Origin of the sequence: Shinella sumterensis, assembly GCF_004514425.2 — a bacterium.
Classification (GTDB): Bacteria; Pseudomonadota; Alphaproteobacteria; order Rhizobiales; family Rhizobiaceae; genus Shinella; species Shinella sumterensis.
Window position 1 is genome coordinate 303,192 of the sequence record NZ_MYFN02000007.1, and the last position, 19,353, is coordinate 322,544.

16 protein-coding genes are annotated in these 19,353 nt (G+C 65.9%); 8 read left to right on the forward strand and 8 right to left on the reverse strand.

Translation table 11 applies throughout. The annotated features are described in order from the left end of the window. Window positions 1-46 precede the first annotated feature (46 nt). Entirely contained in the window at window positions 47-1,894 is a 1,848-nt protein-coding gene (locus B5M41_RS15505; RefSeq protein WP_134650478.1) for an extracellular solute-binding protein, read from the reverse strand. Window positions 1,895-2,118: 224 nt separating this feature from the next. Between B5M41_RS15505 and mepA the strand changes: the two genes are divergently transcribed. The 6 genes from mepA to B5M41_RS15535 all read left to right on the forward strand — a co-directional run bounded on the left by mepA (window position 2,119) and on the right by B5M41_RS15535 (window position 8,162). Continuing rightward, window positions 2,119-3,129 carry a penicillin-insensitive murein endopeptidase gene (mepA, locus tag B5M41_RS15510; protein WP_230640117.1) on the forward strand — a complete coding sequence of 337 codons (1,011 nt, stop codon included), beginning with the start codon at window positions 2,119-2,121 and terminating at the stop codon, window positions 3,127-3,129. Between the two features lie 107 nt (window positions 3,130-3,236). Further along, window positions 3,237-3,620, forward strand: coding sequence for a methylglyoxal synthase (locus B5M41_RS15515; protein WP_134650480.1), 384 nt, complete (start codon window positions 3,237-3,239; stop codon window positions 3,618-3,620). Between the two features lie 60 nt (window positions 3,621-3,680). After that, window positions 3,681-4,706, forward strand: a complete 1,026-nt coding sequence (locus B5M41_RS15520; protein ID WP_134650481.1) for a glucokinase — start codon at window positions 3,681-3,683, stop codon at window positions 4,704-4,706. A 120-nt stretch (window positions 4,707-4,826) separates the two neighbouring features. Beyond that, window positions 4,827-6,647, forward strand: a complete 1,821-nt coding sequence (locus tag B5M41_RS15525; protein WP_134650482.1) for an ABC transporter ATP-binding protein — start codon at window positions 4,827-4,829, stop codon at window positions 6,645-6,647. Continuing rightward, on the forward strand, window positions 6,644-7,462 hold the full coding sequence (gene dapB, locus B5M41_RS15530; RefSeq protein WP_134650483.1) for a 4-hydroxy-tetrahydrodipicolinate reductase: 819 nt from the start codon (window positions 6,644-6,646) through the stop codon (window positions 7,460-7,462). The genes B5M41_RS15525 and dapB overlap by 4 nt, the downstream gene beginning before the upstream one ends. A gap of 64 nt (window positions 7,463-7,526) precedes the next feature. After that, window positions 7,527-8,162 carry a 2,3-bisphosphoglycerate-dependent phosphoglycerate mutase gene (locus B5M41_RS15535; protein ID WP_134650484.1) on the forward strand — a complete coding sequence of 212 codons (636 nt, stop codon included), beginning with the start codon at window positions 7,527-7,529 and terminating at the stop codon, window positions 8,160-8,162. 61 nt (window positions 8,163-8,223) lie between these two features. On the opposite strand, the gene B5M41_RS15540 is transcribed toward B5M41_RS15535, so the two are convergent. The 4 genes from B5M41_RS15540 to gcl all read right to left on the reverse strand — a co-directional run bounded on the left by B5M41_RS15540 (window position 8,224) and on the right by gcl (window position 13,386). Beyond that, entirely contained in the window at window positions 8,224-9,492 is a 1,269-nt protein-coding gene (locus B5M41_RS15540) for a glycerate kinase type-2 family protein (protein WP_134650485.1), read from the reverse strand. A gap of 374 nt (window positions 9,493-9,866) precedes the next feature. Beyond that, a complete protein-coding gene (locus B5M41_RS15545) occupies window positions 9,867-10,751 on the reverse strand; it encodes a 2-hydroxy-3-oxopropionate reductase (RefSeq protein WP_134650486.1) in 885 nt (294 codons plus the stop codon). Window positions 10,752-10,784: 33 nt separating this feature from the next. Continuing rightward, window positions 10,785-11,564, reverse strand: a complete 780-nt coding sequence (hyi, locus tag B5M41_RS15550; protein ID WP_134650487.1) for a hydroxypyruvate isomerase — start codon at window positions 11,562-11,564, stop codon at window positions 10,785-10,787. A 34-nt stretch (window positions 11,565-11,598) separates the two neighbouring features. Continuing rightward, complete coding sequence (gene gcl / locus B5M41_RS15555) at window positions 11,599-13,386, reverse strand: glyoxylate carboligase (protein WP_134650488.1); 1,788 nt, start codon at window positions 13,384-13,386, stop codon at window positions 11,599-11,601. 309 nt (window positions 13,387-13,695) lie between these two features. On the opposite strand from gcl, the gene bhcR reads away from it, so the two are divergent. Then, a complete protein-coding gene (gene bhcR, locus B5M41_RS15560) occupies window positions 13,696-14,526 on the forward strand; it encodes an HTH-type transcriptional regulator BhcR (protein WP_134650489.1) in 831 nt (276 codons plus the stop codon). A 343-nt stretch (window positions 14,527-14,869) separates the two neighbouring features. On the opposite strand, the gene guaD is transcribed toward bhcR, so the two are convergent. Both guaD and B5M41_RS15570 read right to left on the reverse strand, forming a co-directional pair. Then, complete coding sequence (gene guaD / locus B5M41_RS15565) at window positions 14,870-16,204, reverse strand: guanine deaminase (protein WP_134650490.1); 1,335 nt, start codon at window positions 16,202-16,204, stop codon at window positions 14,870-14,872. Continuing rightward, complete coding sequence (locus tag B5M41_RS15570; RefSeq protein WP_134650491.1) at window positions 16,201-17,442, reverse strand: urate hydroxylase PuuD; 1,242 nt, start codon at window positions 17,440-17,442, stop codon at window positions 16,201-16,203. Before B5M41_RS15570 ends, guaD begins: the two co-directional genes overlap by 4 nt. Window positions 17,443-17,582: 140 nt before the next feature. On the opposite strand from B5M41_RS15570, the gene B5M41_RS15575 reads away from it, so the two are divergent. Further along, the gene (locus tag B5M41_RS15575; RefSeq protein ID WP_134650492.1) at window positions 17,583-18,527 is read left to right on the forward strand and encodes a LysR family transcriptional regulator; all 945 of its coding nucleotides are present in this window, start codon (window positions 17,583-17,585) and stop codon (window positions 18,525-18,527) included. Here the strand turns inward: B5M41_RS15575 and xdhC are convergent. Continuing rightward, window positions 18,467-19,348, reverse strand: a complete 882-nt coding sequence (xdhC, locus tag B5M41_RS15580; RefSeq protein ID WP_134650493.1) for a xanthine dehydrogenase accessory protein XdhC — start codon at window positions 19,346-19,348, stop codon at window positions 18,467-18,469. The genes B5M41_RS15575 and xdhC overlap by 61 nt on opposite strands. Window positions 19,349-19,353 lie beyond the last annotated feature (5 nt).

Genomic DNA, 19,353 nt, shown 5'->3' on the forward strand with positions numbered 1-19,353 from the left:
TCATCGCTATATGGAGCCCAGCCGGCGGGCCGGCGCAACCCCCGCCTCAGTTCGCCGCGTCTTTCGACCACCAGACGCCCGGGAAGCCGAGGCTGTAATAGGGCAGCTCCTGCGGGCGGGCGAGGCTGTTCCAGTAGGCGATGCGCTGTGCCTTCGAATAGAACAGCGGGATCACATAATTGTGCGCCAGCAGCACCCGGTCGAGCGCGTGCGTCGTCGCGATGAGTTCCTCGCGGTTCGGCGCGAAGACGATCTTGCGGATGAGCTCGTCGATGGCGGGATCGGCGATGCCGGCATAGTTCTTCGAGCCTTCCTTGTCGACGGAGGCCGAGCCCCAGTAGTCGCTCTGCTCGTTGCCGGGAACAAGCGACTGCGCCCAGATGCCGTAGATCATGTCATAGTCGAAGCTGCGCACGCGGTTGGTGTATTGCGAAGCGTCGACCGTGCGCATGGTGGCGGCGATGCCGATCTTCTTCAGGCTGTTGACGAAGGGCGAGACCGTGCGCTCGAAGGAGGCGCTGGGCAACAGGATCTCGAAGGCGAAGGGGTTGCCGGTCTTCGTATCGACGAGGCTGTTGCCCTTGAGTTCGTATCCCGCCTCCTTCAGGAGCGCGAGCGCCTTGAGCAGGTTTTCACGCACCTTCTTCGGATCGCCGTTGACGGGATTGGTATAGGGCGTGGTGAAGACGGACGCCGGCACCTTGTCCTTCAGCTCTTCCAGGATTTCCTTCTCGCGTCCCTCGGGCAGGCCGGAGGCGGCAAGCTCGGTGCCCCAGAAATAGCTGTCGACGCGCTGATAGGCGTTGTAGGCGAGGCTGCGGTTGAGATCCTCGAAGTCGAAGGCGTAGTTCAGCGCCTCGCGCACCCGCTGGTCCTTGAACTTGTCGCGCCGCATGTTCGGCACGAAGGCCTGCATGATGCCGGCCGCCCGCAACGGGTTTTCGATCTCCTCGCGCACGACGCGGCCGTCCTTCGCGGCCGGGAAGTCATAGGCCGTCGCCCAGTGGCTGGCGCTGTTGTCCTGATAGAACGAGACATTGCCGGCGCGAAAGGCCTCGAATTCCACGTTCTTGTCGCCGAAGAACGTGTAGCTGATGACGCGGAAATTGTTCTGGCCGACATTCACGTTGAGGTCCTTGCCCCAATAGTCGTCGCGCAGTTCGAAGCGGATCGAACCGCCGGCCTGGAAAGACGCGATCTTGTAGGGACCCGAGCCCATGACCGGCTCCAGCGTGGTGCGACCGATGTCGCGCTTGTTGCCCTTGGCGTCCGTGCCTTCCCACCAGTGCTTCGGCACGACGGGGAACTGGCCGAGAATGTTGGGCAGTTCGCGGTTGTTCTTCTCGTCGAAGCGGAAGGTCACGTCGCGCTCGCCGGTCTTTTCCGCCGAAACGACGTGGCGATAGTAGTTGGCGAGAAGCGGATTGTGCTCCTTGGACTTGTCAAAGGAGAAGATCACGTCCTCCGGCGTCACCGGCTGGCCGTCCGCCCACTTCGCCTCCGCGCGCAGCCGGAAGGTCGCGCTGGAGAAGTCGTCGGGATAGGAGACGCCCTCGGCGAGCAGGCCGTAGGAGGCCGTGATCTCGTCCTCGGCGGATTTCAGGAGCGTGTCGAAGACGAGCGACGTCACGCCGGTCGCCGCCTCGCCCTTTGCGAGGATCGGGTTGAACGTGTCGAAGGTGCCGGTTTCGGAGAGCTTCAGCTCGCCGCCCTTCGGCGCGTCCGGGTTGACATAGTCGAAGCGCTCGAACCCGTCGGGGTGCTTCAGGTCGCCGATCGTGGAGATGCCGGTGCGCCAGACGGGACTTGCCGCATCCTGCGCCGCGCCGGCCGAGGCCGTGAGCGCCAGAGCCAGCGCCGCCGTGACCAATGTTCTCCCGAAGGCTACCTTCATGCGTCTACCCTTTCATGATGTTTGCCGAAGCTTGCCGCAGAGAATAGGCAAAATCCGGGCAAATGACAGGCCTGCCATGAAAGCGGCGATTTTTGCCATCCCTATCCGGCGCGACGATTCACTTCTGCGAAAGGATGATCCTTTAGCCTTTCGCAACGATGACGCATCGAGACGGACCCGTGCCCATGCTTGCCCGACTGACCACCTGCCTGATCGCCGCCGGCATGGCGCTGACCGCGCTCGCCTCGCCGCTTTCCGCGGAGGAACGCCCCGCCAAGGAGCTGTTCGGCGCCAAGCGCCTGCCGGCCAAGATGGTGACGGCGCCCTACGGCTCCTACGCCAAGGGCTGCATTGCCGGCGCGGTGGCCATTCCCACGGACGGGCCGGGCTGGCAGGCGATGCGGCTTTCGCGCAACCGGCGCTGGGGCCATCCCGACATGATCGCGCTTCTGGAGCAGTTCTCGCAGGACGCCCAGCAGCTCGGCTGGCCGGGCCTGTTGCTCGGCGATATCTCGCAGCCGCGCGGCGGACCGATGCTGTCGGGCCACGCCTCGCACCAGGTCGGCCTCGATGCCGACATCTGGTTCACGCCGATGCCCGACCACCGGCTTTCGGCCGAGGAGCGCGAGAAGCTGCCCTTCACCTCCATGCTCGACAAGAGCAAGTTCCTGACGGTCGATTCGAAGCGCTGGACCTCGACGCATGCCCGTCTCGTCATGAAGGCGGCGAGCTATCCGCAGGTCGACCGCGTCTTCGTCAATCCGGCGATCAAGAAGAAGCTTTGCGAGACCTGGCAGGGCGATCGCGCGCTGCTTGGCAAGGTGCGGCCGATCTACGGTCACGACGAGCATTTCCATATCCGCATCAAGTGCCCGGAGGGCGCGCCGGGCTGCAAGCCGCAGGCGAAGGTGCCGCCCGGCGACGGCTGCGACGCGTCGCTCGCCTGGTGGTTCACCAAGGAGCCGTGGGCCAAGGCGAAGCCGAACCCCGGCGCAAAGCCGGTCAAGCCGCGCTATGTCATGTTGTCGGACCTGCCGAAGGCGTGCAGCACCGTGCTCGCCGGCGCGTCGCCCGCCTCGGAGCAGGAAGTGACCTATCGCGGCGGCAGCGCGGCAACGGCGCTCGCCTTCTCGGGCGGCGACCAGAGCGCGGGCGGGGCGGTCGAGGCCATCATCAACGCCGACACGACCCTGCCGGCCATCGTGCCGATCCCGATCCCACGGCCGTTCCACTAAACGACATCGAAGCAAGGGCCCCGTACGGGGCTTTTCAAGCTCCCGCCGCTTTTGTATAAGGCGATCAAATCGATTTAAATTTCCCCGCCGATCCCGGAGAAACGTCCATGTCTCGCCAGAAATGCATCGCGCTCATCGCGCATGACGAGAAAAAGGACGACATGGCGGCCTTTGCGGCGCGGCACGAAAAGATGCTGTCGCAGGCGCGGATCGTCGCCACCGGCACGACGGGCGGACGGGTGCTGGAGGCCTGCCCGGGCCTCGACGTGACGCGGCTCAAAAGCGGCCCGCTCGGCGGCGACCAGCAGATCGGCGCCCTCATCGCCACCGGCGAGGTCGATCTCCTCATCTTCTTCGTCGATCCGCTGACGCCCATGCCGCATGACGTGGACGTGAAGGCGCTGATGCGGCTCGCGATCGTCTACGACATCCCGATGGCGCTGAACCGCGCGACGGCCGAAGAGCTGCTTGCCGCCGCGACGACCGGTTGACGGCATCCCTCTGCGACGATAGCGAAAAAGCGGACCCCACCAGCAGAACGGAACAGCTCGATGGCACGGCCGGCCGATTACGACGCGAATTACCCCTTCCCCATCCTCGTTGGCGATATCGGCGGCACCAATGCGCGCTTCTCGCTTCTGCTCGACGCCTTCGCCGAGCCGAAACAGTTCCCGATCGTCCAGACCGCCGATTTCGCCAATATCGACGAGGCGCTGCAGCAGTGCATCCTCGACAAGAGCTCGGTTCAGCCGCGCTCGGCCATTCTGGCGCTGGCCGGCCCCATCGAAGGCGACGAGGTGCCGCTGACCAATTGCCCCTGGATCGTCAGGCCGCGCGACATGATCGCCAATCTCGGCTTCGAGGATGTCTTGCTGGTCAACGATTTCGAGGCGCAGGCACTGGCCGTGGCCTCGCTCGATGAGGCCAACCGCGAGAAGATCGGCCCCGGCACGGAGCGCCAGACCGCCTCGCGCGCCGTGCTGGGTCCGGGCACCGGCCTTGGCGTCGCAGGCCTGGTCTATGCCCGCCACAGCTGGATCCCGGTGCCGGGCGAAGGCGGCCATATCGATGTCGGCCCGCGCAGCGAGCGCGACTATCACATCTGGCCCTTCCTGGAGCCTATCGAGGGACGCATCTCCGCCGAGCAGTTGCTGTGCGGCCGCGGCATCATGAATATCTACCGCGCCGTCTGCGCCGCCGACGGCGTGGATGCGCCGTTGCAGAAACCGTCCGACGTCTCGGCCCGGGCGCTCGCGCAGGACGACCGCGCAGCCATCGAGACCATCGCGCTGTTTTCCACCTATCTCGGCCGCGTGGCCGGCGACATGGCGATGATCTTCATGGCCAAGGGCGGCGTCTTCCTCGCCGGCGGCATCTCGCAGAAGATCCTGCCGGCCCTGCGCGGACCGGAGTTCCGCGCCGGTTTCGAGGACAAGGCGCCGCACGGTGCGCTGCTCAAGACCATCCCGACCTATGTGGTCACCCATCCCGTCGCAGCACTCGCGGGGCTTGCCGCCTTCGCGCGCATGCCGGACCGTTTTGGTGTTGCAACCGAGGGACGCCGCTGGAAAAGGTGACGTCCCACGCCACGCCGGACAGCCCGGCAGAGTAGCCAAAGGGGGATCGAGCCCCTATAGAGCGGCCAGCAGGGCGGTTTTTGTGTCGCCCGCCGTCGAGACCGTTCAGGAAGCAAGTCATTGGCCGATCAGAGTCGAACCGAGCGCAAATCCATCAGTTCCGACACCGTCGCCACCGTGCTCAAGCGTGTGATTGCCGAAAACGGCCGTGACCACGTGCGCGGCTATGCCATGGCGATCGGCTGCCTCGTGGTCGTCGCCCTCACCACGGCCTTCACCGCCTGGATCATGGAATCGGTCGTCAACGAGGCCTTCGCCAACAAGCGCGCCGACCTCGTCATGATCATCTGCGGCGCGATCTTCGTCGCCTTCATCCTGCGCGGCTTCGCCACCTATTTCGAAGCCGTCATCCTTTCGAAGATCGGCAACAACATCGTCGCGCGCTACCAGCGCCGCCTCTATTCGCATCTGATGGCGCTCAGCGTCGGCTACTACAACGAATCGCGCTCGGCCTATCTGGCGGCGCAGATCAGCCAGAACGTCACCGGCATCCGCGATGTGCTGAACATGACGGTGACGTCGCTTGCCCGCGATGTGCTGACGCTCGTGGCGCTGATCGGCGTGATGATTTCCAAGGACTGGCTGCTGACGCTGCTCGTCTTCGTCGTCGCGCCGCCGCTGCTGCTTGGCCTGCGCTATGTGTCGAAGCGCCTGCGCAGCGCGACGCGCGACGCCGTGGAACTCAACAGCCACGTGCTGGGCGCCATGCAGGAGACGGTGCAGGGCATCACCATCGTCAAGGCCTTCACCATGGAGGCGCAGCTCAAGGACAAGGTGGAGGCCATCATCGGCCAGGCCGAAAGCCGCTCCAACCGCATCGCGCGGCTGACCGAGCGCACCGCGCCGATGACCGAGACCTTTGCGGGCTTCGCGATCTCCGGCGTTCTCGCCTATGCCGCCTATCGCTCCATCTATGACGGCGTGATGCCGGGCGCGTTCTTCTCCTTCGTCACGGCCCTGCTGATGGCCTACGATCCGGCGCGGCGTCTCGCCCGCCTCCAGGTCTCGCTCGAACGCGCCGCGGTCAACGCGCGCATGATCTACGAGATCCTCGACATCCAGCCGCGCCAGGCCGACCGCGCCGACGCCAAGCCGCTGGCGATCAGCGACGCGACGATCACCTTCCGCAATGTGCGCTTCGGCTATACGGACAGCGACACCATCCTGAAAGACGTGTCCTTCACGGCGGAGGGGGGCAGGACGACGGCGCTTGTCGGTCCTTCGGGTGCCGGCAAGTCCACCGTGATCAGCCTCATTCCCCGCTTCTACGATCCGGCGGCCGGCGAGATCCTGATCGACGGGCAGGACATCGCCCATGTCACGAAACAGTCGCTGCGCAACGCCATCGCCTATGTGTCCCAGCAGCCCTACCTGTTCGAAGGCACGATCCGCGACAACATCCGCTATGGCCGGCCGGACGCCACCGATGCCGAGATCGAGGAAGCCGCACGCCATGCCTATGCGCACGATTTCATCCTCGCCCAGCCGCTCGGCTACGACACCCCGGTCGGCGAAAACGGCGTGACGCTCTCCGGCGGCCAGCGCCAGCGGCTGTCGATTGCCCGTGCGCTCGTGCGCAACGCGCCGATCCTGCTGCTCGACGAGGCCACGTCCGCGCTCGACACGGAATCGGAACAGGCGGTGCAGAAGGCGCTGGACGAGGCGATGAGCGGGCGCACGGTCGTCGTCATCGCGCACCGGCTGTCGACCGTCGTGCGCGCCGACAAGATCATCGTCATGCAGGCCGGCCAGGTCGTCGAGGAAGGCACGCATACGGCGCTTGCGGCGCGTGAAAACGGGCTCTACGCTCGCCTCAACAACCTTCAGGCGCCCTCGGCGAGCGCCGTGCAGACATCACAGGATACGGGAGCCGGGATATGAGCGGCAACGCAATGAAGCTGGTCGTCGTGGGCGCAGCCGGCCGCATGGGCCAGACGCTGATCCGCGCCATCAACGCCATCGAGGGGGCGGAACTCTTCGCCGCCGTCGAGCGCGAGGGCTCGCCCTTCGTCGGGCGTGACGCGGGCGAACTTGCCGGCCTCGGCCCGATCGGCGTCGCCGTCACCGACAAGCCGCTCGAAGCCTTCGTCGCGGCCGAAGGCGTGCTCGACTTCACCGCGCCGGCCGCCACCGTCGAATTCGCCGGCCTCGCCGCACAGGCCCGCATCGTGCATGTCGTCGGCACCACGGGCTGCTCGGCTGTAGACGACGAGAAGATCAAGGCTGCGGCGCGCCACGCCCGCATCGTCAAGTCGGGCAATATGAGCCTCGGCGTCAACCTGCTCGGCGTGCTGACCGAGACCGCCGCGCGCGCGCTCGGGCCCGAGAACTGGGATATCGAGGTGCTGGAGATGCACCACAGGCACAAGGTGGACGCGCCCTCGGGCACCGCGCTGCTGCTCGGCCAGGCCGCCGCGAAGGGCCGCGGCATTTCGCTTGCCGAGCATTCGGTGCGCGTGCGCGATGGCCATACCGGCCCGCGCGCCGCCGGCACGATCGGCTTTGCCACGCTGCGCGGCGGCTCCGTCATCGGCGAACACTCCGTCCTGCTTGCCGGCGAAGGCGAGATGGTCACGCTGTCGCACAGCGCCACGGACCGCTCGATCTTCGCACGCGGCGCGGTCCAGGCGGCGCTGTGGGCGCGCGACAGGAAGCCCGGCCTCTATTCGATGCTCGACGTGCTCGGGCTCGGCTGATCCATCGACAACACGCATTTCGCACCGTTTTCGGGACGGTGCCGCAACCTCGGGAGACAACCTTATGAGCGGAACCCTTGTCCTCGTTCGCCACGGCCAGAGCGAGTGGAACCTGAAGAACCTCTTCACCGGCTGGCGCGATCCTGACCTCACCGCGCTCGGCGTCGAGGAAGCCAAGACGGGCGGCAAGGCGCTGGCCGAGACCGGCATCAAATTCGACATCGCCTACACGTCGGACCTGTCGCGCGCCCAGAAGACGCTGAAGATCATCCTCGACGAGATCGGCCAGCCAGGCCTCGAGACGATCCGTGACCAGGCGCTGAACGAGCGCGACTATGGGGATCTCTCCGGCCTCAACAAGGACGATGCCCGCGCCAAGTGGGGCGAGGAGCAGGTCCATATCTGGCGCCGCTCCTACGACGTTCCGCCGCCGGGCGGCGAGAGCCTGCGCGACACCGGCGCCCGCGTCTGGCCCTATTATCTCACGGAAATCCTGCCGCGCGTGCTGCGCGGCGAGAAGGTGCTGGTCGCCGCGCACGGCAATTCGCTGCGCTCGCTGGTGATGGTGCTGGACAAGCTGAGCAAGGAGGAAATCCTCAAGCTCAACCTCGCGACCGGCGTGCCGATGGTCTACGTGCTGAACGCCGATTCCACGGTGAAGTCGAAGGACGTGCTCGGCGACATGTCCGGCGCGCACTGAGCCGCGCTCACGACGGATCTCAAAACAAAACCCCGCCGCTTCCGGCGGGGTTTTGTTTTGCCTACTGGATAAGGATGGCGCGGAAGTCGTTGACATTCGTGCCGGTCGGGCCGGGCACGAAGAGATCGCCGAGCGCGTCGAAGGCCGTCCAGCTGTCGTTGCGCGCCAGGAATTCGGCGGCGTCCTTGCCCTTGTCGGCAAGGCGCGCGACGGTGGTGCCGTCGGCGAAGGCGCCGGCATTGTCTTCGGAACCGTCGATGCCATCCGTATCGGCGGCAAGCGCGGAAAGGCCCTTCAGACCATCCGTGGCGCAGGCGAAGGAGAGCAGGAATTCGCCGTTGCGGCCACCCTTGCCCTTGCCCCGGATCGTGACGGTCGTCTCGCCGCCGGACAGGATGACGACGGGTTTGCGGAACGGCCGGTCGCGGCGCACGACCTCGGCGGCGATGGCGGCATGAACGCGGCCCACCTCGGCCGCCTCGCCCTCGATGGCATCGGACAGGATGACGGCCTCGACGCCGGCCTTGCGGGCCGCATCCGCCGCAGCGTCCAGCGAGACGGCGGCCGATGCGACCAGCTTCACCGCGTTGCGGGCAAAGCAGGCGTCGCCCGGCAGCGGCGGCTCGTCCAGGCCGGCCTCGATATGGCGCATCACGATGTCTGGCAGATCGAGACGGTAGCGTTCGATGAGGCGCAGCGCGTCGGCGCGGGTGGTCTCGTCGGCAATGGTCGGGCCCGAGGCCACGAGGGCGGGATTGTCGCCGGGAATATCCGACACGACGAGCGAGACGACGCGGGCGGGATAAGCCAGTTCGGCCAGCCGGCCACCCTTGATGCGCGAGACCTGCTTGCGCACGGCGTTCATGGCGCTGATCGGCGCGCCGGAGGCGAGCAGCGCCTTGTTGACGGCGATCTCGTCGGCCAGCGTCAGGTCACCGGCCGGCGCCGGCAGCAGCGCCGAGCCGCCGCCGCAGATCAGCGCGACGACGAGATCGTCGGCGGTCAGATCGCGCACGGCGGCCATCAGCCGGCCGGAGGCGGTCAGCCCGCTCTCGTCCGGCACCGGATGGGCGGCTTCAAGGACCTCGATGCGCTCGCAGGCGACGGCATAGCCGTAGCGCGTGACGACGACGCCGGAAAGCGGCGCATCCCACAGACGCTCGAAGGCGCGCGCCATCTGCGCCGCGCCCTTGCCGGCGCCGATCACCACCGTGCGGCCCTTCGGCTTTTCCGGCAGATTGGCAGCCAGCACCTTCTCGGGATCGGCGGCGGCGACCGCGACGGAGAACAGATTTTCGAGAAAGGCACGCGGGTCTGCGATTACGGGCATCTGGCTCCTCCGGGTCTGCGCTGCACTTATAAAACATAAGCCCTCATCCGCAAGCCGGCGTCGCCTCCCGGATGGCAACGAAGCGGCGGGACGAAGGCTATGGTTCGCTGGCGAAGGGCCATCGCATGCAGATGGGACGGTCGCGTTTGAAAATGAAGCAAGCCACCTCCCCTTCTCCCCCGTGGGGGAGAAGGTCGCGGCAGCGGGATGAGGGGGTGGCGCAGACATCGACGTCGTGCCAGCCCCCTCATCCGCCCTTCGGGCACCTTCTCCCCGTGGGGGAGAAGGGAGAATGGCAAACCTCGTCTTCATGCCTATGCGATACCCCAAAGGGTGCCGGGCGGGGCTCCCCTCCCCGCCCGGCCAGGCCGTCGTCAGGCGACGGCGTGGTTCGCCATGCGCTCAAGCGCCGTGACGAGACCTGAGTGATCGAGACCGGCATCGCCATGCGCGGCGCACTGGTTGAACAGCTCCTGCGTGGCCGCCGTGTTGGGCAGCGAGATGCCAAGCGCCCTGGCGCCCTGCAGCGCGAGATTGAGATCCTTCTGGTGCAGCGCGATGCGGAAGCCGGGATCGAAGGTGCGCTTGACCATGCGCTCGCCATGCACTTCCAGAATGCGCGAGGAGGCGAAACCGCCCATCAACGCCGCGCGCACGCGGGCCGGATCGGCACCGGCCTTGGAGGCGAAGACCAGCGCCTCGGCGACGGCCTCGATGGTCAACGCCACGATGATCTGGTTGGCGACCTTCGTCACCTGCCCATCGCCGCAATCGCCGACCAGCGTGATGTTCTTGCCCATCAGCTGCAACAGCGCCAGCGCGCGGTCGAAGCTTTCCTGCGATCCGCCCGCCATGATGGAGAGCGAGGCGTTGCGCGCGCCGACCTCACCGCCGGAGACCGGCGCATCAACATATTCAGCCCCCGTCTCGCGGACCTTTTTTGCGAATTCCTTCGTCTCGATCGGCGAGATCGAGCTCATGTCGATGACCAGCTTGCCGGCGGACAGGCCGAATGCCACGCCGTTCTCGCCGAACAGCACGTCCTTCACCTCCGGCGTGTCGGGCAGCATCAGGATGATCGTGTCGACGCTTTCGGCCAGCGCCTTCGGGCTGTCGACCACCTCAAGGCCGTTGTCGACCAGCTCCTGGCGCGGCGGCACGATATGCCGCGACGTGACGACCGTGTGTCCGGCATCCTGAAGATGGCGCGCCATGGGCGTGCCCATGATGCCGAGGCCGATGAAACCGATATGTGCCATGATGAACTCCCGATCCTGAAACTCTTTGCCGGCTCAGCGGCCGATATCCGTCAGCCAGCCGAGGCCTTCGGCGGTGGTGGTGCGCGGCTTGTATTCGCAGCCGATCCAGCCGTCGTAACCCAGCGCATCCAGCGTGCGGAACACGAAGGGCCAGGCGATCTCGCCGGTGCCCGGCTCGTTGCGGCCGGGATTGTCGGCCAGCTGGACATGGGCGATCTTCGCCTGATGCTTCTGGAACGTGCCGATCAGCTCGCCCCCGGTGCGCTGCTGGTGGTAGAGGTCGTACTGGATGAACAGGTTGTCCGAGCCGACTTCGGCGATGACGGAGGCGGCCTGATCCGGCGTGTTGAGGTAGAAGCCCGGAATATCGAACCGGTTGATCGGCTCGATCAGAAGCCGGATTCCGTGTTTTTCGAATTCCTCCGCCGCAAGCTTCAGGTTCGAAACGAACGTGGTGCGCAGCACATCGTCGGACACGCCGACCGGCGCGATGCCGGACAGGCAGTTGACCTGCTTGCAGCCCAGCGCGGTGGCGTATTCGATGGCCGTCGCGACGCCGCGGCGGAACTCGTCGATCCGGTCGGGCAGCACGGCGATGCCGCGCTCGCCGCCGGCCCAATTGCCGGCCGGCAGGTTGTGCAACACCTGCGTCAGGCCGTGCAGATCGAGCGCCGCGCGCAGCGCCTCGCGGTCGAAATCGTAGGGGAAGAGATATTCCACCCCCTCGAAGCCGGCCTTGGCGGCAAGCGCGAAGCGCTCCATGAAGGGCACTTCGTTGAACAGCATGGTCAGGTTGGCCGCAAATTTCGGCATGTCATCGTCTCCCGGAATTCAGTCCGACCCACACTTAATCCAGCAGGGCCGCAAGTGTCGCCGTCGGCGCATCCTCGCCGCGCTCGGCCAGTTCCTCGAACTCGACCACGGCATTGATGTCGGCGCCCATGGCGATGTTGGTGACGCGCTCGAGGATGAACTCGATGACGACGGGCACCTGATGCTCCTTCATCAGCCGCTGCGCGGTGGCGAAGGCTTCCTGGAATTCGTTCGGGCTGCGCACCCGAAGCGCCTTGCACCCGAGGCCTTCGGCGACCGCGACATGGTCGACCCCATAGCCGGCTTCCGAATCGGCCGTGGCGTTGATGTTGTCGAAGGCGAGCGACACTTCGAAATCCATGTTGAAGCCACGCTGGGCCTGGCGGATCAGTCCCAGATAGGAATTGTTCACGACCACATGCAGGTAGGGCAGCTTGTGCTGGGCGCCGACGGCCAGTTCCTCGATCAGGAACTGGAAGTCATAGTCTCCCGACAATGCGACGATCGGCCTGTCGGGATCGGCCGCACGCACACCGAGCGCTGCCGGCAGCGTCCAGCCGAGCGGGCCGGCCTGGCCGCAGTTGATCCAGTTGCGCGGCTTGTAGACATGCAGGAACTGCGCACCGGCGATCTGGGAAAGGCCGATGGTCGAGACGTAGCAGGTGTCGCGGTCGAACGCCTTGTTCATCTCCTCGTAGACGCGCTGCGGCTTGAGCGGGGTCTGGTTGAAATGGGTCTTGCGCAGCATGGTGCGCTTGCGCGCGCGGCATTCGTCGCCCCAGGCGGACCAGTCGCGCAGCTTGCCCGCGACCTTCCATTCGGTGGCGACGTCGAGGAACACCTTCAGGGCCGCTCCGGCATCCGAGACGATGCCGAAATCCGGCGTGAAGACGCGGCCGATCTGGGTCGGCTCGATATCGACATGCACGAATGTCCGGCCTTCCGTATAGGTGGCGATGTTGCCGGTGTGGCGGTTGGCCCAGCGGTTGCCGATGCCGAGCACGAAGTCCGAGGCGAGCAGCGTGGCATTGCCGTAGCGATGCGAGGTTTGCAGGCCGCACATGCCGGCCATCAGGCGATGATCGTCCGGGATGACGCCCCAGCCCATCAGGGTCGGGATGACGGGCACGCCGACGATCTCGGCGAATTCCACCAGCAGGTCCGAGGCATCCGCATTGATGATGCCGCCGCCGGCCACGATCAGCGGCCGCTCGGCCGCGTTCAGCATGGCGAGCGCCTTTTCCGCCTGGGCGCGGGTCGCCGCCGGCTTGTAGGGCTCAAGGGGCGCATAGGCGTCGATGTCGAATTCGATTTCGGCAAGCTGCACGTCGATCGGCAGGTCGATCAGGACCGGGCCGGGACGGCCGGACCGCATGGTGTGGAACGCCTTCTGGAAGACATAGGGCACGAGGCCCGGCTCCATGACCGTGACGGCCCATTTGGTGACGGGGGCCGCGATCTTGGCGATATCCACCGCCTGGAAATCCTCCTTGTCGAGGCGGGCGCGCGGCGCCTGCCCGGTGATGCAGAGGATCGGGATCGAATCGGCGGATGCCGAATAGAGGCCGGTGATCATGTCGGTGCCGGCCGGGCCGGACGTGCCGATGCACAGGCCGATATTGCCGGCGCGCGCCCTCGTATAGCCCTCGGCCATGTGGCTTGCACCCTCGACGTGCCGGGCCAGGATATGCCGCACGGAGCCCCGCGCCTTCAGCGCCGCGTAGAAGGGATTGATCGCGGCACCCGGAACGCCGAAGGCGCAATCGACGCCTTCCTTTTCCAGAACCAGCACCGCTGCATCGACAGCACGCATTTTCGCCATGGGATTTCCTCCGTCTCTGACGACAAAGGTATCGCATCCGCCGATCCGCGCAATCATAAAATGGAAATCAATCCCACTATATGGAAATAAACATTTTCAACGAATCTGGAACAATCCCCTCAGGCCGGATATGGAATGATGCGGAATGGGATGGATGGCGGGCGGCGCAAGCCCCGGCCCTCCGCGCCACCTTCTCCCCGTGGGGGAGAAGGGGAGGAAACGTTGCGGCTCTCGTCCTTCTCCCCCACGGGGAGAAGGTGCCGGCAGGCGGATGAGGGGTTGGCGACGACGACGAGATGGGAACGGGGCATGGCGGAACATCCGGAAAAGACACGCGGGCGGCCGGGCCGCAAACCGGCGGCGGATGCCGCACCCTCCTCCGTGCAGGTGCTGGACCGGAGCCTGAAGCTGCTCGACCTCGTGGCGCAGGCGGACGGCGCCGGCCTCAGCGACCTTGCCGACCAGTCCGGCATGGCGCCATCGACCGTGCACCGGCTTTTGACCTCGCTTGCCCAGCACGGCATGGTCGCCCATGATGCGGAGACGGGCGCCTGGACGATCGGCGTGAAGGCCTTCGAGATCGGCACCGCCTATCTGCGCTTCCGCAAGCTCGGCACGATCAGCCGGCCCTTCCTGAAACAGCTGATGGAAGGTTGCGGCGAGACGGCCAACATCGCCATCGAGGACGACGGCGACGTGGTGTTCATCTCGCAGGTGGAAAGCCACGCGCCGATGCGCGCCTTCTTCCGGCCCGGCCGGCGCGGGCCGATCCATGCCTCGGGTATCGGCAAGGCGATCCTCTCGACCTGGCCGGATGCCCGCATCGAGGCGCTGCTGTCCGGCCGCGCGCTGCAGCACTTCACGGAAAAGACCCGCGACACGATCCCGACGCTCTTGGAGGACATCGCGGCGATCCGCGCGCGCGGCTGGTCGATCGACGACGAGGAGCACACGCTCGGCATGCGTTGCGTGGCCGCGCCGATCTTCGACGAATATGGCGAGGCCGTCGCCGGCATCTCCGTCTCCGGCCCGGCCGTGCGCCTGCCCGACAGCAAGATCGACGCCTTCGGCCCGGTCGTGCGGGCGGCGGCGGAGGGATTGACGAAGGCGATGGGCGGGCGGGTGACAAAACCGGAATAGCAACCGCGTCGTCACATCATGAATCGGAAGGTTACTCCAGCCTGCCTCTCCCCAAACGGGAGAAGAGGTATGCCGCTCCCCCTAGGGGAGAAGGAGACGCGGCAGACGTGTGCAAGACGCGGCGGGGCGGTGCGGATCGCAGGAAACCGGGGCGACACCCCCCTTCTCCCCAACGGGGAGAAGGTCGCGGCAGCGGGATGAGGGGGTGGCGCTAATGTCAGCGGTCGTGCAAGCCCCCTCATCCGACCTTTCGGGCCACCTTCTCCCCGCGGGGAGAAGGGCAAGCAGTGCCGTCGTGGAGATCCCTTACCCTTTTTGAGAAAGGTTTCAGGTACTTTTCACCTCAAGCCGCTTCCAGCGCCCGCGGCTTCACAGCTCCCGCCGTGCCCTTCATCGGCCGGCCCGCGACATAGACCTGCGCCACGCAGCGGTCGTCGCCCATGGTCTGGAGAATGAACAGTTCCTCGGCGAGCGATTTCGCCGTGCGCATGCGGTATTCCATCGCCGACTTGGCGCGGGAATCGAGCACGACGATATCGGCTTCGGTGCCGGCATCGAGGGTGCCGATCTCCTTTTCCAGCCGGAGCGCCCGGGCATTGCCCAGCGTCATGCGGTAGAAGGAATTGAACGGTGTCAGCTTCTGGCCGTTGAGATGCAGAACCTTGTAGGCCTCGTCCATCGTTTCCAGCATGGAGAAGCTGGTGCCGGCGCCGACATCGGTCGCCACCGACCAGCGGACGCCCGCCTTGTCGAAGCGGTCGCGGTCGAACAGTCCCGAACCGAGGAAGAGGTTCGACGTGGGGCAGAACACCGCGACGCTGCGGGTTTCCGCCAGCACTCCGATCTCCCGGTCGCTCAGATGGATGCAATGGCCAAGCAGCAAGCGCTCGTTGAGCAGGCCGTAGCGCGCATAGATGTCCGTGTAGTCCTTCGCATCCGGATAAAGCGAGGTGGCGAACGCGATCTCGTCGTGGTTTTCCGAAAGATGGGTCTGGACGTAGCAGGTCGGATTTTCCGCGACGAGCGCCTGGCTCATCTCCATCTGCTCCGGCGTCGAGGTGATGGCGAAGCGCGGGCTGATCGCGTACCGCGTGCGGCCGCGGTCATGCCATTTTCCAATCAGCGCCGCCGTCTCGTCATAACCCTGCTGCGGCGTGTCGCGCAGCGCGTCCGGCGCGTTGCGGTCCATCATCACCTTGCCGCCGATCATGCGCATGCCGCGCGCCTCGGCGGCCGTGAAATAGGCGTCGACGCTTTCGGGATGCACCGAGCAATAGGCGACGGCCGTCGTCGTGCCGTTCGACAAAAGCTCGTCCATGAAGCGATCCGCCACCGCCCCTGCATGGGCCGCTTCGGCGAATTTCTGCTCCTCGACGAAGATATAGGTGTTCAGCCATTCGAGAAGCTGCGCGCCATAAGACGCGATGGCCTGCGTCTGCGGAAAATGCAGGTGCGTGTCGATCAGCCCCGGCAGGACGAGGTTCGGCCGGTGATCGCAAATCTCGACATCCGCGCCGGCGCGCCGGCGCACATCCGCATGATCGCCCGTCTCGACGATCCGTCCATCGCGCACCAGAACGGCACCGTCCTCGAAGTAGCGATAGGAAGCGGTGTCGTCGATGCCCTGCGGTTCGGCCACGAAGCTCAGCACGCGGCCACGAATGAGACGTTCGGTCATTGGGTCTTCTCCCCGTTCACGGCGCTTTCATACCAGGCGACGAAGAGGCGGCGCTCCTCGTCGGATACCTGGGTCACATTGGCGGGCGGCATGGCATGCGAGCGGCCGGCCTGCAGGTAGATTTCGCGGGCATGGGCGGCGATCTCGCCGTCGGTTTCCAGCACCACGCCCTTGGGCGGCGCGACCATGCCCTCCCAGCCCGGCTCCTTCGCATGGCACATGGCGCAGCGCCCCAGCACCGTGTCGCGCACCCTGGGGAAGGCTTCCGCCGTCACGAAGGGTTGCTGGGCGGCGGATACCCTGGCGTCCTCGGCCGCGCCCGTCAGCACCTTCGGCACCGTGGAGAGCCACATGATGGCGACGAAGAGAAGCGCGGTGACCAACCAGGTCCAGGTCGGGTTGCCGGCATCCGCGTGGCGGGTGTTGAAATAGTGGCGGATGGTGACGCCCATCAGGAAGACCAGCGAGGCGATGATCCAGTTGAATTCCGTGCCGAAGGCCAGCGGATAATGATTGGACAGCATCAGGAAGAGCACGGGCAGCGTCAGGTAGTTGTTGTGCGTGGAACGCTGCTTGGCGATCTTGCCGTATTTCGGATCGGGCGTGCGGCCGGCAATGAGGTCGGCGACGACGATCTTCTGGTTGGGGATGATGATGAAGAACACGTTGGCCGACATGATGGTGGCCGTGAAGGCACCGAGATGCAGCAGCGCGGCACGCCCGGTGAACAGCTGCGTGTAGCCCCAGGCCACGAAGACGAGGATGAAATAGAGCGCCACCATCAGCCGTGTGTTGTCGTTGCCGAAGGGCGACTTGCAGATGAGGTCGTAGAGGATCCAGCCAATGCCGAGCGAGGCCAGCGAGATGGCGATGGCCACGGGCTTGGAGACGTCGAGCACGTTCGGATCGATCAGATAGAGGTCCGCGCCGGCATAGTAGACCAGACAGAGCATGCCGAAGCCGGACAGCCAGGTGACGTAGCTCTCCCATTTGAACCAGACGAGGTGCTCGGGCATGTTGGCCGGCGCCACCAGGTATTTCTGGATGTGGTAGAAGCCGCCGCCATGCACCTGCCACTCCTCGCCATGCGCGCCCGGCGGCAGTGCCGGATGCTTCTTCAGGCCGAGATCGAGCGCGACGAAGTAGAACGACGAGCCGATCCAGGCGATGGCGGTGATGACATGCAGCCAGCGGACGGCGAACATCAGCCAGTCCCAGGCGATGGCGTATTCGTACATGGGGGCCTCCTCCCGATCTTCACCGGCTTGTGTGCCATCAAGTGATTTTCGCGGAAATCCCGGGAAGTCCCGAACACTTTCAAAAAAATCTATAAGATGGACAGCTCTTTGCACTGCACGCCGATGTGGTAGAAAGACGCATGTCCTATCTCGATAATGTGCGCGTCTTCGTTCGCGTGGTCGAACTCGGTACGCTCTCGGCGGCAGGGCGCGACCAGCGCGTGACCCCGGCCGTCGCCAGCAATCGCATCAAGGAACTGGAGCGCCATCTCGGCGTGCGGCTGTTCAACCGCACGACGCGCAAGCTCTCGCCCACCGAGCACGGCCGCGTCTTCTACGACGGTGCGGTCAAGATCATCGAGGCGGTGAACGAGGCCGAAGGCGCCATCGCCGACCTGTCGCGCAACCCCAAGGGCTCGCTGAGGATCACCGCGCCGCTCGGCATCGGCCGCCGCCTCATCGCGCCGGGCATTCCCGAATTCCACGACAAGTATCCCGATATCGAGGTGCGCCTGCGCCTGTCCGACCACAATGTCGATATCCTCGCGGAAGGCGTCGATATCGCCTTCAAGCTCGGCGTGCTCGAGGATTCCAACCTGCGCATGCGCGGCATCCTCAAATGCGAGCGCGTGCTGTGCGCCGCGCCCGAATACCTTGCGCGCCGCGGCACGCCGGCGAACGCCGATGCGCTGATTTCCGACAAGCATGACTGTCTTCTGCTGCGCTATCCCGGCTCGAAGGAATATTACTGGACGCTGGTGACGGCGGAGGGTCCGCGCAAGTTCGAGGTGGCCGGGCCCTATGACAGCGACGACGGCGACGTGCTGACGCAATGGGCGCTGGAGGGCCGCGGCATCATCAACAAGCCGCTCTTCGAGGTGAAGGCGCATCTTGCGGAAGGCCGGCTGGTGGAGATCCTCAAGGACGCCCCGCCCGCCTCCGCCCAGCTCGCCGCCATCTACCCGCACAAGCGCTTCCAGGACCCCAAGGTCCGCCTGATGATCGACTTCATGGCCGAACGCTGTCAGCGCCTGATCGGCAAGCTGCTCGGCGAGGAGCCGGCCAGCGTATCTGCAACGGATTGAGGGCTTCGCGCCCGCCACGCCAGCGCCGCTGTCAGGATTTCCGCGGCGGCGAGGGTGGCGATGACGGCGGGGCGCTTGTCCTTGATCGTGGTACCGCCGATGGGACAGACGAGATTTTCGCTGAGCGCGGGGTTTCCGCTTTCGCGCGACAGCCAGTTGCGGAAGGTGGCGCGCTTGGTTTTCGATCCGATCATGCCGACATAGGCGGCGTCCGGCCGTTTCAACGCCTCGGCGGCGATCAGGAAATCCAGCGCGTGATCGTGGGTGAGGATGACGAAGCTGCTGCCAGCGGGCGCATCGCGCACCACGGCCTCGGGCATGGGCGTCAGGCAGGTCTCGATGCGCGGAACGGTCGATGCCTCCAGCGCATCCTCGCGGGTATCCACCAGCACGACGCGCAGCGGCGCGAGCGACAGCGCCAGCGCCAGCGCATCGCCGACATGGCCGGCACCGAAGACATAGACATGCGGGCGCGACGCCATCTCTTGGTCGCAGCGCGCGATCAGCCGCGCGGCAAGATCGGGCGTGACGGCAGCAAAGGACAGGCCGACGCGCCCGCCGCAGCACTGGCCGATCTCGGGGCCGAGCGGCACGGTCATCGGCGCGGCGGCAAGCCCCGAGCGCAGGGCCCGGCGGGCCTGATCGATCGCCATATATTCGAGCTGGCCGCCGCCGATCGTGGCGAAGATCGCCCGTTCCGACACCAGCATCCAGGCATCGGTGTCACGCGGGGTCGAGCCCGCCGCCCCCGTCACCTCGACCAGCACGGCGGCGGGCACGCGGCGCAGGAAATCGCGGATGTCTTCGCGCGCGCCGGTCATCGCCC